General features: G+C 47.0%; 16 protein-coding genes and 1 tRNA gene. 8 read left to right on the top strand and 9 right to left on the bottom strand.

Features of this window, described 5'->3' with window-relative positions; translation table 11 throughout:
* Positions 1 to 38: 38 nt before the first annotated feature.
* On the bottom strand, positions 39 to 1,097 hold the full coding sequence (locus DES40_RS00310) for a substrate-binding domain-containing protein (RefSeq protein WP_121098594.1): 1,059 nt from the start codon (positions 1,095 to 1,097) through the stop codon (positions 39 to 41).
* Positions 1,098 to 1,172: 75 nt separating this feature from the next.
* The gene (locus DES40_RS00305) at positions 1,173 to 1,952 is read right to left on the bottom strand and encodes a DUF6065 family protein (protein WP_121098593.1); all 780 of its coding nucleotides are present in this window, start codon (positions 1,950 to 1,952) and stop codon (positions 1,173 to 1,175) included.
* Positions 1,953 to 2,195: 243 nt separating this feature from the next.
* Between DES40_RS00305 and DES40_RS00300 the strand changes: the two genes are divergently transcribed.
* A complete protein-coding gene (locus tag DES40_RS00300) occupies positions 2,196 to 3,227 on the top strand; it encodes a hypothetical protein (protein WP_121098592.1) in 1,032 nt (343 codons plus the stop codon).
* A gap of 34 nt (positions 3,228 to 3,261) precedes the next feature.
* Here the strand turns inward: DES40_RS00300 and DES40_RS00295 are convergent, their stop codons facing one another.
* From DES40_RS00295 to DES40_RS00275, 5 genes are all read right to left on the bottom strand, one after another.
* Positions 3,262 to 4,203: a D-Ala-D-Ala carboxypeptidase family metallohydrolase gene (locus tag DES40_RS00295; protein ID WP_121098591.1), complete on the bottom strand. Its 942-nt coding sequence runs from the start codon at positions 4,201 to 4,203 to the stop codon at positions 3,262 to 3,264.
* 39 nt (positions 4,204 to 4,242) lie between these two features.
* A complete protein-coding gene (locus tag DES40_RS00290) occupies positions 4,243 to 5,787 on the bottom strand; it encodes a L,D-transpeptidase family protein (RefSeq protein WP_147405803.1) in 1,545 nt (514 codons plus the stop codon).
* Positions 5,788 to 5,950: 163 nt separating this feature from the next.
* Positions 5,951 to 6,035: transfer RNA gene (locus tag DES40_RS00285), tRNA-Leu, on the bottom strand.
* Between the two features lie 51 nt (positions 6,036 to 6,086).
* Entirely contained in the window at positions 6,087 to 7,466 is a 1,380-nt protein-coding gene (locus DES40_RS00280; protein ID WP_147405801.1) for an MATE family efflux transporter, read from the bottom strand.
* 3 nt (positions 7,467 to 7,469) lie between these two features.
* Positions 7,470 to 9,764 (bottom strand): NADP-dependent malic enzyme, encoded by a 2,295-nt coding sequence (locus tag DES40_RS00275; protein WP_121100280.1) that lies wholly within the window; start codon positions 9,762 to 9,764, stop codon positions 7,470 to 7,472.
* Positions 9,765 to 10,163: 399 nt separating this feature from the next.
* Between DES40_RS00275 and DES40_RS00270 the strand changes: the two genes are divergently transcribed.
* Positions 10,164 to 10,502 carry a P-II family nitrogen regulator gene (locus DES40_RS00270; protein WP_121098588.1) on the top strand — a complete coding sequence of 113 codons (339 nt, stop codon included), beginning with the start codon at positions 10,164 to 10,166 and terminating at the stop codon, positions 10,500 to 10,502.
* A gap of 48 nt (positions 10,503 to 10,550) precedes the next feature.
* Positions 10,551 to 11,960 carry a type I glutamate--ammonia ligase gene (gene glnA / locus DES40_RS00265; protein ID WP_121100278.1) on the top strand — a complete coding sequence of 470 codons (1,410 nt, stop codon included), beginning with the start codon at positions 10,551 to 10,553 and terminating at the stop codon, positions 11,958 to 11,960.
* A gap of 106 nt (positions 11,961 to 12,066) precedes the next feature.
* Here glnA and DES40_RS00260 read toward each other — a convergent pair whose 3' ends face one another.
* Positions 12,067 to 12,384: a DMT family transporter gene (locus DES40_RS00260; RefSeq protein ID WP_121098587.1), complete on the bottom strand. Its 318-nt coding sequence runs from the start codon at positions 12,382 to 12,384 to the stop codon at positions 12,067 to 12,069.
* Positions 12,385 to 12,678: 294 nt separating this feature from the next.
* On the opposite strand from DES40_RS00260, the gene ygfZ reads away from it, so the two are divergent.
* Genes ygfZ through DES40_RS00240 form a run of 4 tightly spaced genes read left to right on the top strand, consistent with a single transcriptional unit; the run spans position 12,679 to position 14,930 of the window.
* Positions 12,679 to 13,458 (top strand): CAF17-like 4Fe-4S cluster assembly/insertion protein YgfZ, encoded by a 780-nt coding sequence (ygfZ, locus tag DES40_RS00255; protein WP_170144816.1) that lies wholly within the window; start codon positions 12,679 to 12,681, stop codon positions 13,456 to 13,458.
* Positions 13,442 to 13,915 (top strand): GNAT family N-acetyltransferase, encoded by a 474-nt coding sequence (locus tag DES40_RS00250; RefSeq protein ID WP_121098585.1) that lies wholly within the window; start codon positions 13,442 to 13,444, stop codon positions 13,913 to 13,915. The genes ygfZ and DES40_RS00250 overlap by 17 nt, the downstream gene beginning before the upstream one ends.
* Before the next feature lie 11 nt (positions 13,916 to 13,926).
* On the top strand, positions 13,927 to 14,301 hold the full coding sequence (locus DES40_RS00245) for a hypothetical protein (protein WP_121098584.1): 375 nt from the start codon (positions 13,927 to 13,929) through the stop codon (positions 14,299 to 14,301).
* The gene (locus tag DES40_RS00240; protein ID WP_121098583.1) at positions 14,286 to 14,930 is read left to right on the top strand and encodes a DNA-3-methyladenine glycosylase I; all 645 of its coding nucleotides are present in this window, start codon (positions 14,286 to 14,288) and stop codon (positions 14,928 to 14,930) included. The genes DES40_RS00245 and DES40_RS00240 overlap by 16 nt, the downstream gene beginning before the upstream one ends.
* Here the strand turns inward: DES40_RS00240 and DES40_RS00235 are convergent.
* Positions 14,927 to 16,141 (bottom strand): endo-1,4-beta-xylanase, encoded by a 1,215-nt coding sequence (locus DES40_RS00235; RefSeq protein WP_233345302.1) that lies wholly within the window; start codon positions 16,139 to 16,141, stop codon positions 14,927 to 14,929. The genes DES40_RS00240 and DES40_RS00235 overlap by 4 nt on opposite strands.
* Positions 16,142 to 16,355: 214 nt before the next feature.
* Between DES40_RS00235 and DES40_RS00230 the strand changes: the two genes are divergently transcribed.
* Positions 16,356 to 17,501, top strand: coding sequence for a beta-ketoacyl-ACP synthase III (locus tag DES40_RS00230; RefSeq protein ID WP_121098581.1), 1,146 nt, complete (start codon positions 16,356 to 16,358; stop codon positions 17,499 to 17,501).
* The last annotated feature ends 113 nt before the right edge of the window (positions 17,502 to 17,614 follow it).

The raw sequence follows: 17,614 nt of genomic DNA, 5'->3' as shown, positions 1-17,614 counted from the left end.
CTCTCTGCCTGCCAAAGTTATTAATGAGACAAGACATTTTAAGGGTGATTAACATGCAACATCCGAACATCTCTGCGATATTTTTCTCGCTCCGCTTCGGATAATGGAACAAGGCCAATTTCGTTTAAATACCCCCCCTTACCCGACGCTCTGTCCGATAGAAGCTCTATTGCTAACTCTTTCAGGCCGGGCGTTGTCTTAACATTGGCCTTTTTAAAATAGACAAATAAAGAGCGAGATACGGGGTATTCACCAGAACTTATTTTTGCAAATTCTGGTGCAACCCCGCCTATTTTGGCGGCTTTAATTTTATCTTCATTCTGATCAAGAAAAGAATAACCTAAGACACCCAAAGCAGTAGGCGTGTTTAATAAGGTTTGCACGAGCGCATTATCGCTTTCCCCTGCATCAATCCAAGCACCATCTTCTCGTAAAATATGTGCTGCCTTCAGAAAAGCCTCCCTATCGGTCTCATATAGTTTGGCCAAACAAGGCACCATTCTTGCTCCATTTTCCATAGCGATTTCGACAAAAGCATCGCGCGTGCCAGATGTCGGCGGCGGGCCGTATACTTCTATCTGAAAGTCAGGCAAGTCAGCGTTCAAGTCTGACCATTTACGATAAGGGTTTTCATGGAGGGTACAGTCTTCGTCAGAAGTCGGAATATATTTTGCAAACGCCATATAAATATCTTTTGTTCGCAAATTAAACTGCGGCGCGTCCAACGCATTGGCGATAACTATCCCATCATATCCAATTTTTACTTCAATGATGTCTGTCACGCCATTTTCGGCGCAATGGTCAAATTCAGTCGTTTTCTGACGCCGCGAAGAGTTCGTCATATCTGGCGTACCAGGACCAACACCTTCGCAAAATAATTTATGCCCGCCTCCAGACCCTGTGGCCTCGACGATAACATTATATCCTGTTTGGTTTTTAAACTCCTGCGCGACCTTTGTTGAAAAGGGATAAACCGTGGATGAACCAATGACGCGAATTGCCCGCGATTTACGCTCTGGGTCTGATAATGAAGACGGATGACAGCCCAAAAGTGGGAGAAAGGTCAAAGCGCCGATTATCAGTGTTCTGAAAAGCATAAGGCATCTTCATAAGATGAGTCGAAAGAAATCAAAGCCAGAAGATAAATCAACATCAGGCAATGGCAGGACAGATTATTTTTTAAACAAAGCCGAACCCCTAAAATCTTTTGGCTTTTGCATACGGCGTTTTGTCAAATGCGATTCAGACCCAACCTTACCATCTGATTTTTCGCCCTTCATATAGTGTCTTTGCCAGCCTGACTTGACAGCATCCTTATCACCCGAATGCAATTTAGCGTTAAACTCCGCGCGGCTTTTCGACCAATTATTATAGTCTCGTTCTAATTTTTTGTCGCTGCTCAGCCTTCTAACCTTGGGCGCAACGCTCTCTAATCGAATATGTTCAGATAAGGTAATAAAACAAAAAGGTTCCCCTTTTTTAAAACTGACCTTTCCCGGGCGGGTCATTTGCCAATTCATTGTAAACGGAAAAGGCAACCAATCTGTTTCGACTAATCCTGAGAGGGCGTAAACTCCATCCTTTGGCCAATTTGGGGGACCCATACACCATACGGCCCAACCTGGCGGTGTCTTAAATACATACCCCGTATGAAAGGTAACAATACCAGCGCGGAAATGCGCCGCAGCAAAACTTGGGATAAAGGCCTGTTTATCGGGTGATGACAAAGTAATGTCTTCATTACTAGGCCCGCCATTCCATTCAATATCCAAATAAAATGGGCATAATAATTCCCAACCTGTAGCATTGGCCATCGTCAGGGGTAAGCACCGATAGGGCTGACGATCTATAAAGCTATCCATCCATTCACGGCGTGAACGCGCTGGAACAAATTCAGGCGCGACATCATGAATGGCATAGGCATCGAGAAATGGGGCGGTGTCGTCTTTCATGAAACGAGTGTGCCTTAAACAATGAGCCTTGAGAAGTCCCTTTATCGAGCAGAGTCCATCACCTAACTGTCGCAAAAATTACACAAATGTTGTCTAGATATCCCCTTAGCACTGCTATAATGGCAGTGAAGAAATTTGAAGACTGACTAACTCGATAACCACTTAACAGGTTGAAATTAGAACGTTTTCTGTATGAATAGCACATAGCTACGATGCTAGAATCGGACTTATTAGGATTACTTCATGGCAATTTTCGGTATCGAAATCTTGGCTATATTAGGCTTTATGGTCGCTGCCTATTCTGTTGTAGCCAATGACGCTCTTCAAACGCTCGGGACATTTTTGTCATCGAACTCCAAACGGCCTTGGTGGATATTGTGGCTTTTCGCGGCGTCAATTCTCGTGGTTGTCATGTTATATGGCTATTATACCCAATCTGGTGACATTGCCTTTGGACGATTAAACCGCCTGCCTTACCCAGAAGGCGGTGTACAATGGTACCATGTTTTACCGCCAATCGTGCTCTTGGTTTTGACCCGCTACGGCATCCCTGTTTCAACGACATTCTTGGTTTTGACGGTTTTCGCCCTCACAGGCGGCGCAGAGACCGAAGGCGTTTTGGGTAAAATGCTTGTAAAATCAGGCATGGGTTATGTCGTAGCGATGCTGACGGGCTTCTTGATTTACGCTTTAATCTCTCGAGTTTGGTCACGTTGGATTCACAAAACAAAAGATGACCCACTACCCTTTTATTGGACAGTCATTCAGTGGTCAGCAACCGCCTTTTTATGGTGGCAATGGCTGGCTCAGGATTTCGCCAATATTTTCATTTTCTTGCCCCGGACAACAACCGTCATCGACGGCGCCACACAAGTCACTTTTAACTCAACAGCGCTGGTAATCGCTACGGTGACGATGACTCTGTTGCTCGGATGGGTATTCCGCGGACGCGGCGGTAACATTCAAAAGATTATTGATGCCAAGACCAATACAACAGACGTAAGGGCTGCCACAGTTATCGACCTTTTATTCGCGCTCATCCTCTTCTTTTTCAAGGAAATGAATGATGTACCTATGTCGACGACTTGGGTCTTCTTGGGTCTTATCGCTGGCCGAGAGCTTGCCATTAGTTATTTTGCGAGCCTACGCCCTAAACGCGAAGCCCTACGTGACGTTTTACTCGATATGGGACGTTTATTTTTCGGCCTCATCGTTAGTATCGCCCTCGCCGTCTTCGTGCCTTGGGTCGCCACAGGAAATTTCGCGGGATTCTAGAAATCCCGCACTAATCAGCCATGACCTAATTAATTCATTTATGGCCCCATCGGGCCTTATAGCCGCGTGAATCGATGTGTATGAAAGGCCCATGCGCCGCATTCGCGCCATAGACCCCAATACCGCCAACGGGCCAATCCCTGCCCCCTTTGGCGGCTAATTGCTCGGCCAATTTGGCTAGCTCTCGTGCATCAGCTTTATCAACACGGCCATCCTTATTCAGATCATCCATTTGACCATCTCCGTCACCGTCAAGCCATATATCCGCCGCACCGCCATATAAATGCCGAGAGGATGTAGTTCGATTACCAATAGAGCGATTATAATAAGGCGTGCGAAAGCCGCTCATGACATGAAGCGTCTCTGCCTTCCATCCCTTTTCATTGGCCGCCTCTAATAAAGTCTCAAGCTTTATGAGGGTTTCAGGACGGATGAGAAGATAGGTATGGCCGGATTTGGAAACCTGCTTACAAACGAACTGTCCTAATGTGAAATGCGGCGAAATTTGCAAATCTGCGGGTCCATGAGACATATCAATAAAACCGAGCGGTTCTGCATAAGTCGACACCCCTTTGAATAATGTCTTGCGATAGGTTCCGATTTCATACCCATTTAGGTCTGTCTCCTTGCCATTGTTAAACGGAGTCAGAACAAAAACATTCAGGATGATAACTTGCCAGTCCTGCATAAATGACAGTGTGTATCGGCCCGGTTTTTCGGGGGCTGTCCAATGCCATTCACCGTTTTCATGCCTTAACTGACCGGCTGACGCTATTGCCTGCGCATCGGTTCGGATGGATAACTTCTCCTCAGGCATAATAGAGGTCGAGAGCAAACGTAAGTCGCTCGTTATGCCTTGGAATGAAATGGTATAATCCACCCTATCCGCTCGGGGCTGATTATTTATTGCTGCGGATGTAAAATTAAAGAATAGGGCGCAAGTAGTCGCCGTTAGCTTTAGTAAAAATCTACCCATTCGGGCAAAATCCTTTTCGGATAAATCTCGTATAGAGAATTAAGAGGGTTTAGAATCAAGCGCGGCTAAAACTTTAGCGTCTCTGTCGTAAATATCGTCCAGATAACGAATTCCGGCATCGCCTTCGCTCACAGCCGTAAAATATAATATATGTACGGGCACTGTTTGCGGCAAGGTGATGCGCGTTTCTTTTCCATTTGCGACGACATTGTCAATTTTCTCTCGCGTCCACTCTGTCCCCGACATTAACCAAGCCGCGAGATCCAATGGATTCTCGGTTCGCAAACATCCTGACGAAAAGGCTCTCTGTCTTTGAGAAAATAAACCGCGCGTCGGCGTGTCATGCAAATAAACATTGTGAATATTAGGGAACATGATTTTCACCTGCCCCAAAGCATTCTGATCCCCTGGCGCCTGACGAATTCTATAGGGGAATTGACTAGGGGAAACCGCGTTCCAGTCAATTGTATCAGAGGACACAATATTGCCGCTACGATCAAGGATTTGGAACCCTAGCCGTTTTACCGCAGCGGGATCTTTGCGAAATAAAGGTAATTTATCCCGAGTCGCCAAAGAATGGGGCGTTTCCCACCACGGGTTAATCACCAAATACTCAACACTATCAGAAAATACAGGCGTTTTTCGATAGGGTTTTCCTACTATGGTCAAATGCGTCCGTTCAATAGATCCATTATTCCATGCCTCGACTGTAAAGGCCGCTATATTGGCGCGTAGATGGCGTTTACCCAAATCCTCTGGCAACCAACGCCAGCGTTCCATATTCAAACGCAGTTGATTGATCTTATCCGTATATCCGCGATTCAAGGCTTTCACTGTCGCGGGGCCTGCTACGCCGTCATCATCCAATTCTGACGCTCGCTGAAAGGCTTTAACAGCGTCTACCGTCTGTTCATCCATAATCCCATTTTGCGCAGCATCAGGCAAATAACCAAGCTCTATCAGCCGTGCTTGTAACGACGACACGCGATCATTTTGCATAGAGGCTTTCAAAGCTTCTCCCAAAGCAATACGCGTTTGGGGTTTCTGAGCCTCTAGCTTCAATGCCGCCAATTCAGCCTTTAGGGCTGTATAGCTTGCCTGTTTCGGCGCGAAAGCCTCCAAGCTTTCAAGAATAGAATTCTCAGATAATGCCTTTGTCAAAGCGAGTGGTAAATCGGCTTCGCGCCGCGCCGCTGTCCAGTCAGGCTCAAGGCTAATAGGGTTTAGCTTACCATATAACATATGAGCCGCCGCGGAAAACCAAGCGTCGGTCGCGAGCCTGTCTCTGTCATCTCCTTCGGGTAAAGATTTCAACGCCGTTAAATGATAATGGGCTGATGACAGACCATGGGCGTCTAGCCCCTCTAAGGCCTGTATTAGGGCCTGAAAATTTGCTGGCTCTGTCCAAATCCGTTTTTCTGTCTGCTGAGAGTAAAACTTAGCCGTCGCCTGTGGAGCAAGCGGTTTAGGAGCCTGTATCACAACGCTAGGCTTTGCACCCGCCTCAGAAGGCGACACCTGCCCCCACGCCAATTGCGGAACGCCTATTAAGGTCAGCATCAAAGTTAGGAGAAGGTTTTTCATATGCACCACGCAAGGAACCTGTTGGAAATGAAACTATAGGCAAATGCACTATAAACAAAAACAGAAATAACAGAGGAGAGATTTACCTAATGCAAAAAGATAACCAGACAGCAGAGCGAACGCTCTTGGCCGCAAATTTACTCAGCTTCAATATTGTTAAAAATGGTACGGGTGAAAGGACTTGAACCTTCACATCTCTCGATACCAGAACCTAAATCTGGCGCGTCTACCAATTCCGCCACACCCGCACGATGTACTATAAAGTAGGAGGCGCGCATTAGCCGCTGATTCCGCCTACGTCAACTCTCTTTTGCGCTCATTGGCACATGTTTCATGGTCCAGAATATCGCAATCGCGCCTGAGACTATATTTGCGGCCGCCACACCGAAATATGCTCCCGTTAATCCGCCGATTTGCACCCCAATAAAAATGAAACCAACATATAAGAGCAAAGAGCGAATAATCGTATAAACAAGGCCGTAAATCGGACGCCCTAGCGCATTTAGGCCAGCGGCACTGATAAACACAAAGCCATATCCAGATAGAGTGATAGGCACAATAAACAGATAGGGCGTGATTTTTTCAATTAAGATAATATCTCGCGTGAACATACCGGCTATTTGCGGCGCAAATAACGCCATAATTATGGCCATGATTGTACTCCAGATGATGCAAACCAAGTAGCACACTCGAAAGGCCTCTCGCACACGCTCTGTTCGTCCCGCCCCGCCATTACGGCCTGTAATAGCCCCAATACAGGCGGAAAGCGCATAAAGCATGCCGATAGACATCAACTCTGCCCGACTCGCCACACCAAAGGCGGCCACATCGGCTTCGGCTAAGGACAAACCTAAGACCGCTACGGCCAAGGCAGTCGCAATCGGTACAACCATATTCGTCATCGCGGCAGGTATCCCCACGGCGCCAATAATTCGCCAAGCCCGTTTTAACGACCCCCAGGTCATTTCAGCAAATGAAATAGCTTTGCGATGAAATAAGACAACGCAAAAACCAAAAATAGCGCCAAAGCAATTCCCTGTTAGAGTCGCAATGGCGGCGCCTTGAATTTCCATGCGCGGGAACGGTCCCCAGCCGAAAATCAAAAATGGATCGAGTATTATGTTTATGACGGCGCCAGAAATCATAATTGCGCTTGGCAGAACTGCTTCGCCGCTCGCTCGCAATATATTATTGCTCATACTCGCAATTGAAACGATTCCAAGGCCCGGCAATGAGATCATGAGATAGCTAAGCGCCATGTCCTTCACCTCGCCGCTTGCCCCCATTAGGGGTAAAATATGCGGGGCAGCCAGTAACATCAAACTTATCAAGACGGTCATCAGGCATAGGGCCAATAAAATAGCCGCCGCACCATGACGGCTTGCGCGCTCTTCGTCTCCTGCGCCTTTGGCCCGTGAAACGGCTGACATCGTACCCGCCCCTAAGCCGATATTAGCGCTATTACCAATAAAGGTAAGCGGGAAAGCGAACGTTAATGCCGCCAAAGCCATAATCGCCAATCTGGGCCGCGAGGGATCTGATAGACGGCCAAGATAAATCGTATCAACGATACCCGTTGAGATAAGAGCGATTACCGCAATCGAAAAAGGCCCCCACATACGGAAAATATGTCGGGGTATCGAACCTTCTAGGACATTCGTACGGGCAGTATTAGCCAAATGTTAGATCTCTTCGCGGTGAGACGGCGCATAGGCCGCAAGGGTCGCCATCTGAGCAATCTCAGAGGCCGTAGCGCCAAGCGAACATATCTGAACAGGTTTTTCAAGTCCTGTTAGGAACGGCCCGAGCACAGTTGCACCGCCGACAGAATCAAGAAGTTTCGTCGAGATAGACGCTGAATGAATGGCTGGCATCACCAAGACATTCGCTGCACTTGTCAGGCGCGAGAATGGATAAGTTAGCACATGCATAGGATCAAGTGCCACATCCGCAGCAATATCGCCTTCATATTCAAAGTTAACGTCTCTGCCGTCCAGAATACGTACAGCCTCACGCACTTTTTGCATGCGCTCGCCAACCGGGTTTCCAAAAGTAGAATAAGATAGAAACGCCACGCGCGGATCGAATCCAAATTGACGGGCGAAATGGGCCGTTGATTCGGCAATATCAGCCAAGTCTTCGGCTGTCGGCAATTCGGTGACATTGGTGTCTGAGATAAAGAGCGTCCGGCTCTTATTGACGACAACGCTCACACCCATTGTCCGTTCATGACCGACATGACCCAGAACCATTTTTACATCATTCAAGGCAATATCATAGCTCCGTGTGACCCCTGTGACCATGCCATCGCCAAGGCCGTGATGAAGCAAGAGCGCCGAGAATACATTTCGATCATTATTGACCAATCGCTGCGCATCACGCCGCAAAAAACCTTTGCGCTGTAGCTTGCTATAAAGATGCTCGGTAAATTCCGCATTTCTATCGAATAGACGCGCATTCAACACGGTTAAGCTCTCAGGCTTTTCAATACCCAAAAGCTTCATATTATCATAAATAGGTTTCTCTCGGCCAATCAGAATTGCTTTACCAAGACCCCGTTGCTGGAAAGCTTGGGCTGCACGGATAACAGCAGGTTCCTCGCCTTCGGCAAAGACAATTGTCTTTGGCTCGGATTGAACAGACGCGGTAATACCTTGTAAAATAGCCGCTGTAGGATCTTGGCGTCTGGCCAAAGATTTACGGTAAGCGTCCATATCTTCAATCGGCTTACGCGCCACGCCTGTGTCCATCGCCGCTTGCGCCACATAAGGCGGAATTTCAGAAATAAGACGCGGGTCAAATGGCGCAGGAATAATATAGTCAGGTCCATATGAAGGACGCGCGCCATGATAAGCGGCCGCCACTTCTTCGGGAACGTCTTGGCGTGCCAAATCGGCAAGCGCCTGCGCGCAAGCGAGCTTCATTTCCTCGTTCACATTTCGCGCTCGCACATCAAGCGCACCGCGGAAGATATAAGGGAAGCCAAGCACATTATTGACTTGGTTTGGGTAATCAGAACGTCCCGTGGCGATAATCGCGTCATCACGAACTTCTTTGATTAATTCAGGCAAAATCTCTGGGTCTGGATTCGCCATCGCAAAGATAATCGGATTGGGCGCCATCGAGGCCACCATTTCTTTGCTGACAATACCCGCAACGGATAATCCGAAAAAGACGTCGGCACCTTCTATGGCTTCGGCCAATGTCCGCTTATCTGTTTTCACCGCATGCGGTGCTTTCCATTGATCCATATATTCTGTGCGGCCTTGATAAATAACCCCGCGGCTATCGACTACAATGGCGTTTTCATCTTTCACGCCGAGACGTTTAACCAGGTTTAGAACAGAAAGCCCCGCTGCGCCCGCCCCAGAAAGCACGAGTTTTAAATCTTCAAACTTACGGCCTGTCAGATGACAAGCATTAATAAGGCCCGCCGTCGCAATAATCGCCGTACCGTGTTGGTCATCATGAAAAACAGGAATATCAAGCTTATCACGTAGCTCTTGCTCGATGATAAAACATTCAGGCGAGCCGATATCTTCGAGGTTAATGCCGCCAAATGTGTTGCCGAAACGCTGCACACACTCAATGAATTTCGTGGCGTCTTCTTCCTCGACCTCGATATCGAAACTATCAATATCGGCGAAACGTTTGAAAAGGACGGATTTCCCTTCCATCACAGGTTTTGACGCCATAGCCCCCAAATTTCCGAGACCAAGAATCGCGGTGCCGTTTGATATTACGGCCACCATATTACCTTTGGACGTATAATCATAAACCGTATCAGGGTTGGCCGCGATGGCTTCAACAGGGACGGCAACGCCGGGCGAATAGGCCAAAGAGAGATCTCTTTGTGTGGCCATGGGTTTGGTCGGCTGAAGGGCAAGTTTCCCGGGCGTAGGCTTGGAATGGAAATCCAGCGCTTGTTGGTCCGTAATAAAAGGCTTTTTAGGGGGGCGAGGTGTAAGTTTTTTCACGTTTATCTCCGCTGATTGAACTGCAGTCGCGAACAATCAGTTTGTGATTTAATATTAGCGCCAAATTTGACGCGGTGGCTGACCCTAATTTTAAAAGTAGGTCGACTTTCATCATCACCATTTCTCCCCCTATGAACTGCAGTCGCGAACATAGGCGTGACCGAGAAAGGCCATGATGCGTGCTGTTTAAACTGTTGTTCGCCCTACGCAATGCTTTATCCTAGGCAATATTACAGAGATTAGCGCATAAATTTTGGGCGCACCATTGCACAAGCGCTACATTTATGTGCAATCTAGCGAACAGATTATGTTGTTCGCAGGGATAGATTTGCGGAATATCGACTCTAGGCCATTAGCCTTGCATGAACCTTTTAACACTGGTCAAATTCGGAGACTCACATGAAAAAAATCGAAGCCATCATTAAACCCTTTAAACTGGACGAAGTTAAAGAAGCCTTACAAGGCGTTGGACTGCAGGGCATGACTGTACTCGAAGCCAAAGGCTTTGGTCGTCAAAAGGGCCACACAGAACTTTATCGCGGTGCAGAATATGTAGTCGACTTTTTGCCAAAACTTAAACTCGAACTCGTCGTCGCTGACGACCAAGTTGAATCCGCTCTTGAAGCCATTCAAACAGCCGCCAAAACTGGAAAAATCGGCGACGGTAAAATCTTCGTCTCTGATGTCAGCCAAGCTATCCGTATTCGTACGGGCGAATCTGGCGACGCAGCACTTTAACAATCCTCAACCTAACATCAGACACACTATATAAGGAAAATGGGAAAAATGTCAGATACTGAAAAACTACTGAAACAAATTAAGGACGATGATATTAAATTCGTCGACCTTCGTTTCACCGACCCACGCGGCAAGATGCAACATGTAACGTTCCACACGGATCTCGTAGACGAAGATCTGTTTACAGACGGTACTATGTTTGACGGCTCGTCAATTTCGGGTTGGAAAGACATTAATGAATCTGACATGGTTCTTCTTCCAGACGCTTCAACAGCTAAAATGGACCCATTCTATCAGCAAGATACACTGGCTATTTTCTGTGACGTTTTAGAACCTGATGATGGCTCAGCCTATAACCGTGACCCACGCGGTACAGCGAAAGCCGCCGAAGAATATATGCGTTCTGCCAAAGTCGGCGACGACGTTTTCTTTGGACCAGAAGCTGAATTTTTTGTGTTTGATGATGTGCGTTGGGATACAGACCAAAATGTAACAGGTTACTCAATCGACTCGTCTGAACTTCCGCAAAATACAGGTACACAGTATCAAGGCGGCAATATGGGCCATCGCCCAGGACCAAAAGGCGGTTACTTCCCAGTTCCTCCTGTTGATTCTTGCCAAGACATGCGTTCTGAAATGATTTCTGTCATGGAAGAGCTTGGTCTTCGCCCTGAGAAACATCACCACGAAGTGGCACCTGCACAACACGAGCTTGGCATGCAGTTCGACACTTTGTTGACTATGGCTGACAATATGCAGCTTTATAAATATCTCGTGCATAATGTTGCGCATGCTTACGGCAAAACAGCGACATTTATGCCAAAGCCAATGTGGAATGATAACGGCACAGGCATGCACGTTCACATGTCTATCTGGAAAGATAAAAAGCCACTCTTTGCGGGTGATGAATATGCTGGCCTTTCAGAGAGCTGCTTACATTATATCGGTGGTATCATTAAACATGCTAAAGCGATTAACGCCTTCGCTAACGCATCAACAAACTCTTACAAGCGTTTGGTTCCGGGTTTTGAAGCCCCAGTTATGTTGGCTTACTCAAGCCGTAACCGCTCTGCTTCTGTGCGTATTCCTTGGACAGCGTCACCAAAAGGTAAGCGCCTAGAAGTGCGCTTCCCAGATCCAGCGGGTAACCCATATTTGACATACACAGCCCTTCTTATGGCTGGTCTTGATGGTATCAAAAACAAAATCCACCCTGGCGATCCAATGGATCAAGATTTGTACGAGCTTTCTCCTGCTGAAGCTTCAAAGATTCCACAAGTTTGTGGCTCTCTTCGTGAAGCGCTCGAATCTCTTGATGCTGATCGTGACTTCCTTAAGGCCGGTAATGTCTTTGATGACGACCAAATCGATGCCTATATCGACCTTAAAATGGAAGAAGTTCACCGTTTGCAACTACACCCGCATCCGGTTGAATTCGACATGTATTATAAGTGCTAAGTTTATAGCCTTTCGAATGAAAAGCCGTCCCTCGGGGCGGCTTTTTTATTGGGCATTTAAATCTGCGTCCATATTCTGAGTCCGTATGACGGCGCCCTCTCAAGATTTAATGGGCCTTAAGGCTGATCAACCCCATACCGACTATTAAAAACAAAACACCAATAACCGTTGATATATTGATAGTTTCCTTAAAAAGAAAAACTCCAACCACAATCGCACTGACTGAGCCAATACCTGTCCATATAGGATAAGCTACACCAAGCGGTAGATTGCGCATCGCAGCATAAAGCGCCAGTAAGCTCGCAATCATAGCAATGCCTGTTACAAACAGCCAGAATACGCTGCCTTTATCCGCACTATGCTTAAGGCTTGTCGACCAAACCGTTTCCAATAACCCTGCTAGAAGTAAATAGACCCACGCCATAAATGGCTCCTGTTTTTGGGTCGTCCCAGGAATGCCGTTTTCATGTCAGGTCGTCCTGACTGGCGTTAGCGATTATATATGTGGTCAGACGAAATTACGCAAGTCGTTCTATAGTGGGGGCGTGAAATGCCCTCTTATAAGGCAAAAGCAATTCGCTCGGCCCAGACGGCGAGCCGTAAGGCGCGCGAAGGCCCATGAAAGTTTAAACCGCCGCCACATAACCTCTGTTTTATGATCCGCAATCAAAGGGTTTGCCCCCTTCCCCAAAATACCAAATCATGCTTTATCCATGTCATGTCTATCTCCCTATTGAACCGCTCTCTATTCAAACTCTCTGGCGAGGGAGTTCAGGCTTGGCTAGAGGGTATTGTTACCAATACTCTATCTGACGACTTAACCTTTACCGCGCTGCTAACGCCTCAAGGGAAAATTATTGCCGATTTTTTTGTGACCAAAGACGGAGCGGATTTTTTAATCGATACACCAACTAAATTTTCAGACGCCCTCTTTAAACGTCTGAAAATGTATCGCCTCCGCGCGCCCATCACGATTGAGGATGTAACAGAACTTTTTCAAGTTTATGCCCTGTGGGACGAAACGGAGAGGCTCGGGCATCCAGATCCGCGTCACCCGTCATTGGGACACCGCTTTATAACGCCAACGCCTCTAACTGAAACAGATAGCGACTATAACGCCCATAGATTATCCTTAGGCATAGTGGACAGCGAATGGGATTTTGAAACTCAAACGACATTCCCCGCCGATGCTAATATGGATTTGATGAACGGCGTGAACTTTCAAAAAGGGTGTTTTGTCGGTCAAGAAGTTGTCTCGCGTATGAAACGTATGACCACAGTTAAAAAACGTATGCGCGGCGTTATCTTTACTGGACAGGCGCAAGCTGGCGACCGCATTATGGCCGATAGCCGTGTCATTGGGGAAATCCTCTATGTCCAAGACAAAATGGGTATAGCGCTTGTCAGGCTTGACCGCTGGCGTGCGGCAGAGGCCTCTCCCACTGTAAATGATGTAGAAATCGCTATTATGGATTCTATCGATGGACAAAAACACTAGGGTCATCATCAAGCATAATGCCCCAGACGCCCTGCCGCGCTTTGCCGCCTTAAATGCGCAATGGATCAAAGACCTGCATGTCCTCGAAGAGTCAGACAAGTTGATGATAGCCCAACCTGAAATTTATACGCAAAATGGCAATCATGTCCTCTCAGCCCATCTGGGCACAGAGATAGCGGGCGCTGTAGCGCTAAAACGTCATGAGAATGGAGAGTATGAACTCACGAAAATGGCCGTTGATAGTCAGTTCCGCGGACAGGGAATTGGACAAATTTTGATGGAAAATGCTGAGAGTTTTGCCAAAAATACACTTGGTCTCTCACGTTTATTTTTATTGTCGAACACCAAAAACGCAGCGGCGCTCCGCCTCTATGCTCGCAATGGTTGGACGGTGAATCACGAAGGCCCTCACCCCATTTATAAACGTGCGAATATCGGCATGGAGAAGCAACTTTGAAGCAAGGCCCAATGAAATTATCTTTGGATAACCGTGTGTTCATTCCTGTTGAAAATTCAGATAACGGCGTCGTCTCAAGCAAAACTCGCTTTCACTTCTGGCAACAAGGCATCGTGTTTTACGCAGATTATTTCGGCGGCGATGTTCGTGAAGGTCATATTATCGGACAATTTAATGATAATGGACATGGCGAAATGCTATATCATTGTTTGACAACTGACCGCGATTTGAAAGCTGGGAAAGCCACGGCGAAATTTTCCGAAAATCAGGATGGGCGCCTTGTGATGGATTTAGACTGGCAGTGGATATCAGGTGATGAAAGCCAAGGTGTCTCTCGATATGAAGAAATCACAGATCAGGAATTGATGAAATGCCCCGTACCATAAACGACCCAGAGAAACGCGACCCTCGTTTCCCCGATCATGACCCAAACCTGCCCCGCTGTGGCTGGGTGCCTCCGACCGATGCGCTTTATTGCGCCTATCATGACGAAGAATGGGGGCGCCCCATTTATGATGATAAAGCCTTGTTTTCGAAACTCATCCAGGATGGACAACAAGCTGGGCTGGCATGGATAACGATCCTACGAAAACGCGATAATTTACTCAAAGCCTATGATGGCTTCGACCCTGATATTGTCGCCTTTTATACAGAGGCAGACCGCGCACGGTTATTATCAGATGCAGGCATTATCCGATCAAAACTCAAGATAAATGCCGCTATTGTTAACGCGCAAATATTTTTAAAAATGCGCGATGAAGAAGGCCTCAATTTCTCGGATTATCTATGGGACTTTGTAGGCGGGGCACCGATTCAAAATGCGTGGAAGCAATTTAAAGACGCCCCTGTTGAAAGCCCAGAATCAATCGCGCTTTCAAAAGACTTAAAAAAGCGCGGATTTAAATTTGTCGGCCCCGTCATTGTCTATGCCTTCATGCAGGCCGTGGGCATGATAAATGACCATGCAACGGATTGTCATGTTTACGAAGCTTGCCGCGATACTCGGCGCCTCTAAATCACATAGCTATCGTCTGTAATTGCATGAAAGGCAGGTTTCGGCTCACCCTCTCTATCAAACAATAAAGGATAATTATATCGTTCAATAGGGACATCATTCAACCAGCTATCGCTATCGATAACGCCCCACATTGTGACAGATTCCACACTGGACCGCGCAACAAACCCTTGAAACATATCTCTCATAAGCTGCGCATGCGCGGCGAGTTTATCTTCGGGCGGAACAGGGCCTAGATCAGCTTCGCAACCAGTTTGTGTTTCCCAGCATGACCCTGGGTTTTGATAATAGTTCACATCCATTTCTGTGACGTGATTTATCAATCCCATAAACTGGTTGTCGATGTCATCAATTGCCTGCAATGCGAGATCTGCCGAGGTATTTAATTGCAAATGAAATTGATGCCCAACCCCATCAATTGGTACGCCGCGATCTTGAAATCTTTGTAGAATTTCTATCAACCAACTTCGCTTGCGCTCGCTCTCAGTCTCGTAGTCATTAAGGAACAGCAAAGCATCTGGATCCGCCGCGCGGGCCGCCCTGAATGCCCAATCCAAATAATCCGCATTCCCGACTGCATCAAACCAATTCGTTCGGCGGTCAGGACCAATGCCAGCATCACCATTATATAAATCAACGGAGACAACTTCATTCACGACATCCCAAACACGAATACGGCCCTTAAAATGATTGACCACTGTGGTAATATAATTTTCCAATCGCGCCTTAATCTCTGCACGGCGCCCTTGAAGGAAATAGTCAGGTGTCGCTTCATGCCAAAGCAATGCATGCCCTCTGACTTCCATGCCTTGGTCTATCGCCCAATTCACCAATGTATCGGCCGCATCAAAATTATAGACGCCTTCTGAGGGCGAAAGCACATCAGGTTTAAGTTCAAATTCAGGAGTGAGACTATTAAACTGTGACGCGGTCAAATTTCCAGACAAATCCGATCCACCCAGCTGAAAACTTTTTAGCGCAGCCCCAACGACAAATTGATTCCTGTATTTGTCTCTCAGCAAGCCCTCAGTGGGGGCTGATGAAGTTGGCGGCGGAGGCGGAGGCGGAGGCGGAGGAGGAGGAGGAGGAGGAGGTGGTGGCGGGGGCGACACAGCAGATGACGAGGACGCTCCGCCCCCTCCACAAGCCGTTAGTAACAAAGCACTCGCCCCTGAGAGCAGCTTTAATCTATCTCTAGCCGTAAATTCCATCACTCACTCACCTTGAACACACACCCCTTCTTCGGGATTTACCCTAAGCGAAGAGCCTCAATATCCGTTTAAAAGGCAGGGTTAATGAAATGAAAACATACTGATGCTTACAGAACGACATTCTGCCATATTCAGCCATATGTCCTTTAGCGCTTGAACTAAATGGGCGGGATGTTGCATAGCTATAAAAACAACAAAACCCAAAAGGGAACGCATGAAAGCCGTTATCAGCTCCACAGGTCTTTGGACTCCCAAAGATTCTATTTCCAATGAAGAACTTGTCGAGAGCTTTAATGCTTATGTCGATAAGTGGAATTCAGAAAATGTCGCAGAAATCGAGAGCGGTGAAAAGCTTCCCCTGACCTATTCTAATGCAGAATTCATTGAAAAAGCATCGGGTGTTAAATCACGTTATGTAATTTCCAAAGAGCCAATTCTTGACCCGAACATAATGGCGCCCCGCATCCCAGCCAGAGCAGATGCTGAGCCATCAATTCTCGCGGAAATCGCGGCATATGCAGCTCGTCAAGCCCTTGAGCGCGCAAACCGGAAGCCAGAAGATGTCGGCGCCGTCATAGTGGCCTGCTCAAATTTACAGCGTGGATACCCTGCCGTCGCTGTCGAGGTGCAATCTTTATTAGGCACGTCAGGCTTTGCCTTTGATATGAATGTAGCTTGTTCTTCAGCGACATTCGGCATTGAAACAGCGCGTGGACTCATTATTGGCGGTCAAGCCAAATCAGTTTTGGTTGTTAACCCCGAAATCTGTACTGCGCATTTAAATTTCAAAGACCGTGACGCGCATTTTATTTTCGGTGACGTCGCCACAGCTATTTTGGTTGAATCAGATGATATCGCCCCATCTGAACATTGGGAAATCGTAGCATCGAAATTAGTAACAGAATTTTCAAATAACATCAGAAACAATTTTGGTTTTCTCAACCATTGCGCCCCTGAGGATAATGGAATGACAGGAGACCGAGGAAAAAAAGGTTTAACAGATAAGCTATTTGTCCAAAACGGCCGAAGCGTATTCAAGGAAGTCGTCCCTATGGTCGCAAAAATGATTACGGCTGAATGCGAGGCAAATAATCTTGACCCTCATGAATTAAAACGCATGTGGCTCCACCAAGCCAATTTGAACATGAACGTCCTGATTGCCAAAAAAGTCCTTGGTAAAGACGTAGACATTGAACAAGCACCCGTCGTCTTGGATGAATATGCCAATACATCATCTGCGGGCTCTATCATCGCCTTTCATAAACACAGCGAAGATTTTAAATCTGGGGATATGGGATTAATCTGTAGTTTTGGTGCAGGTTATTCAGCCGGCGCAGTCTTTATAAAGAAAGTGGCTTAAGCCCAATCCGTCTAAATAGTCTCTAAAACCCTTAGTTTTAGATGAATTATTAGACGAACAGCTAGAGAGAACTTCCATAAAACTCTATGGAATGAAAAGCTGACTATTCATTT

This window comes from Litorimonas taeanensis (genome assembly GCF_003634015.1).
In the GTDB taxonomy this organism is placed as follows: Bacteria; Pseudomonadota; Alphaproteobacteria; order Caulobacterales; family Maricaulaceae; genus Litorimonas; species Litorimonas taeanensis.
This window is presented reverse-complemented; position numbering and strand designations above follow the sequence as displayed.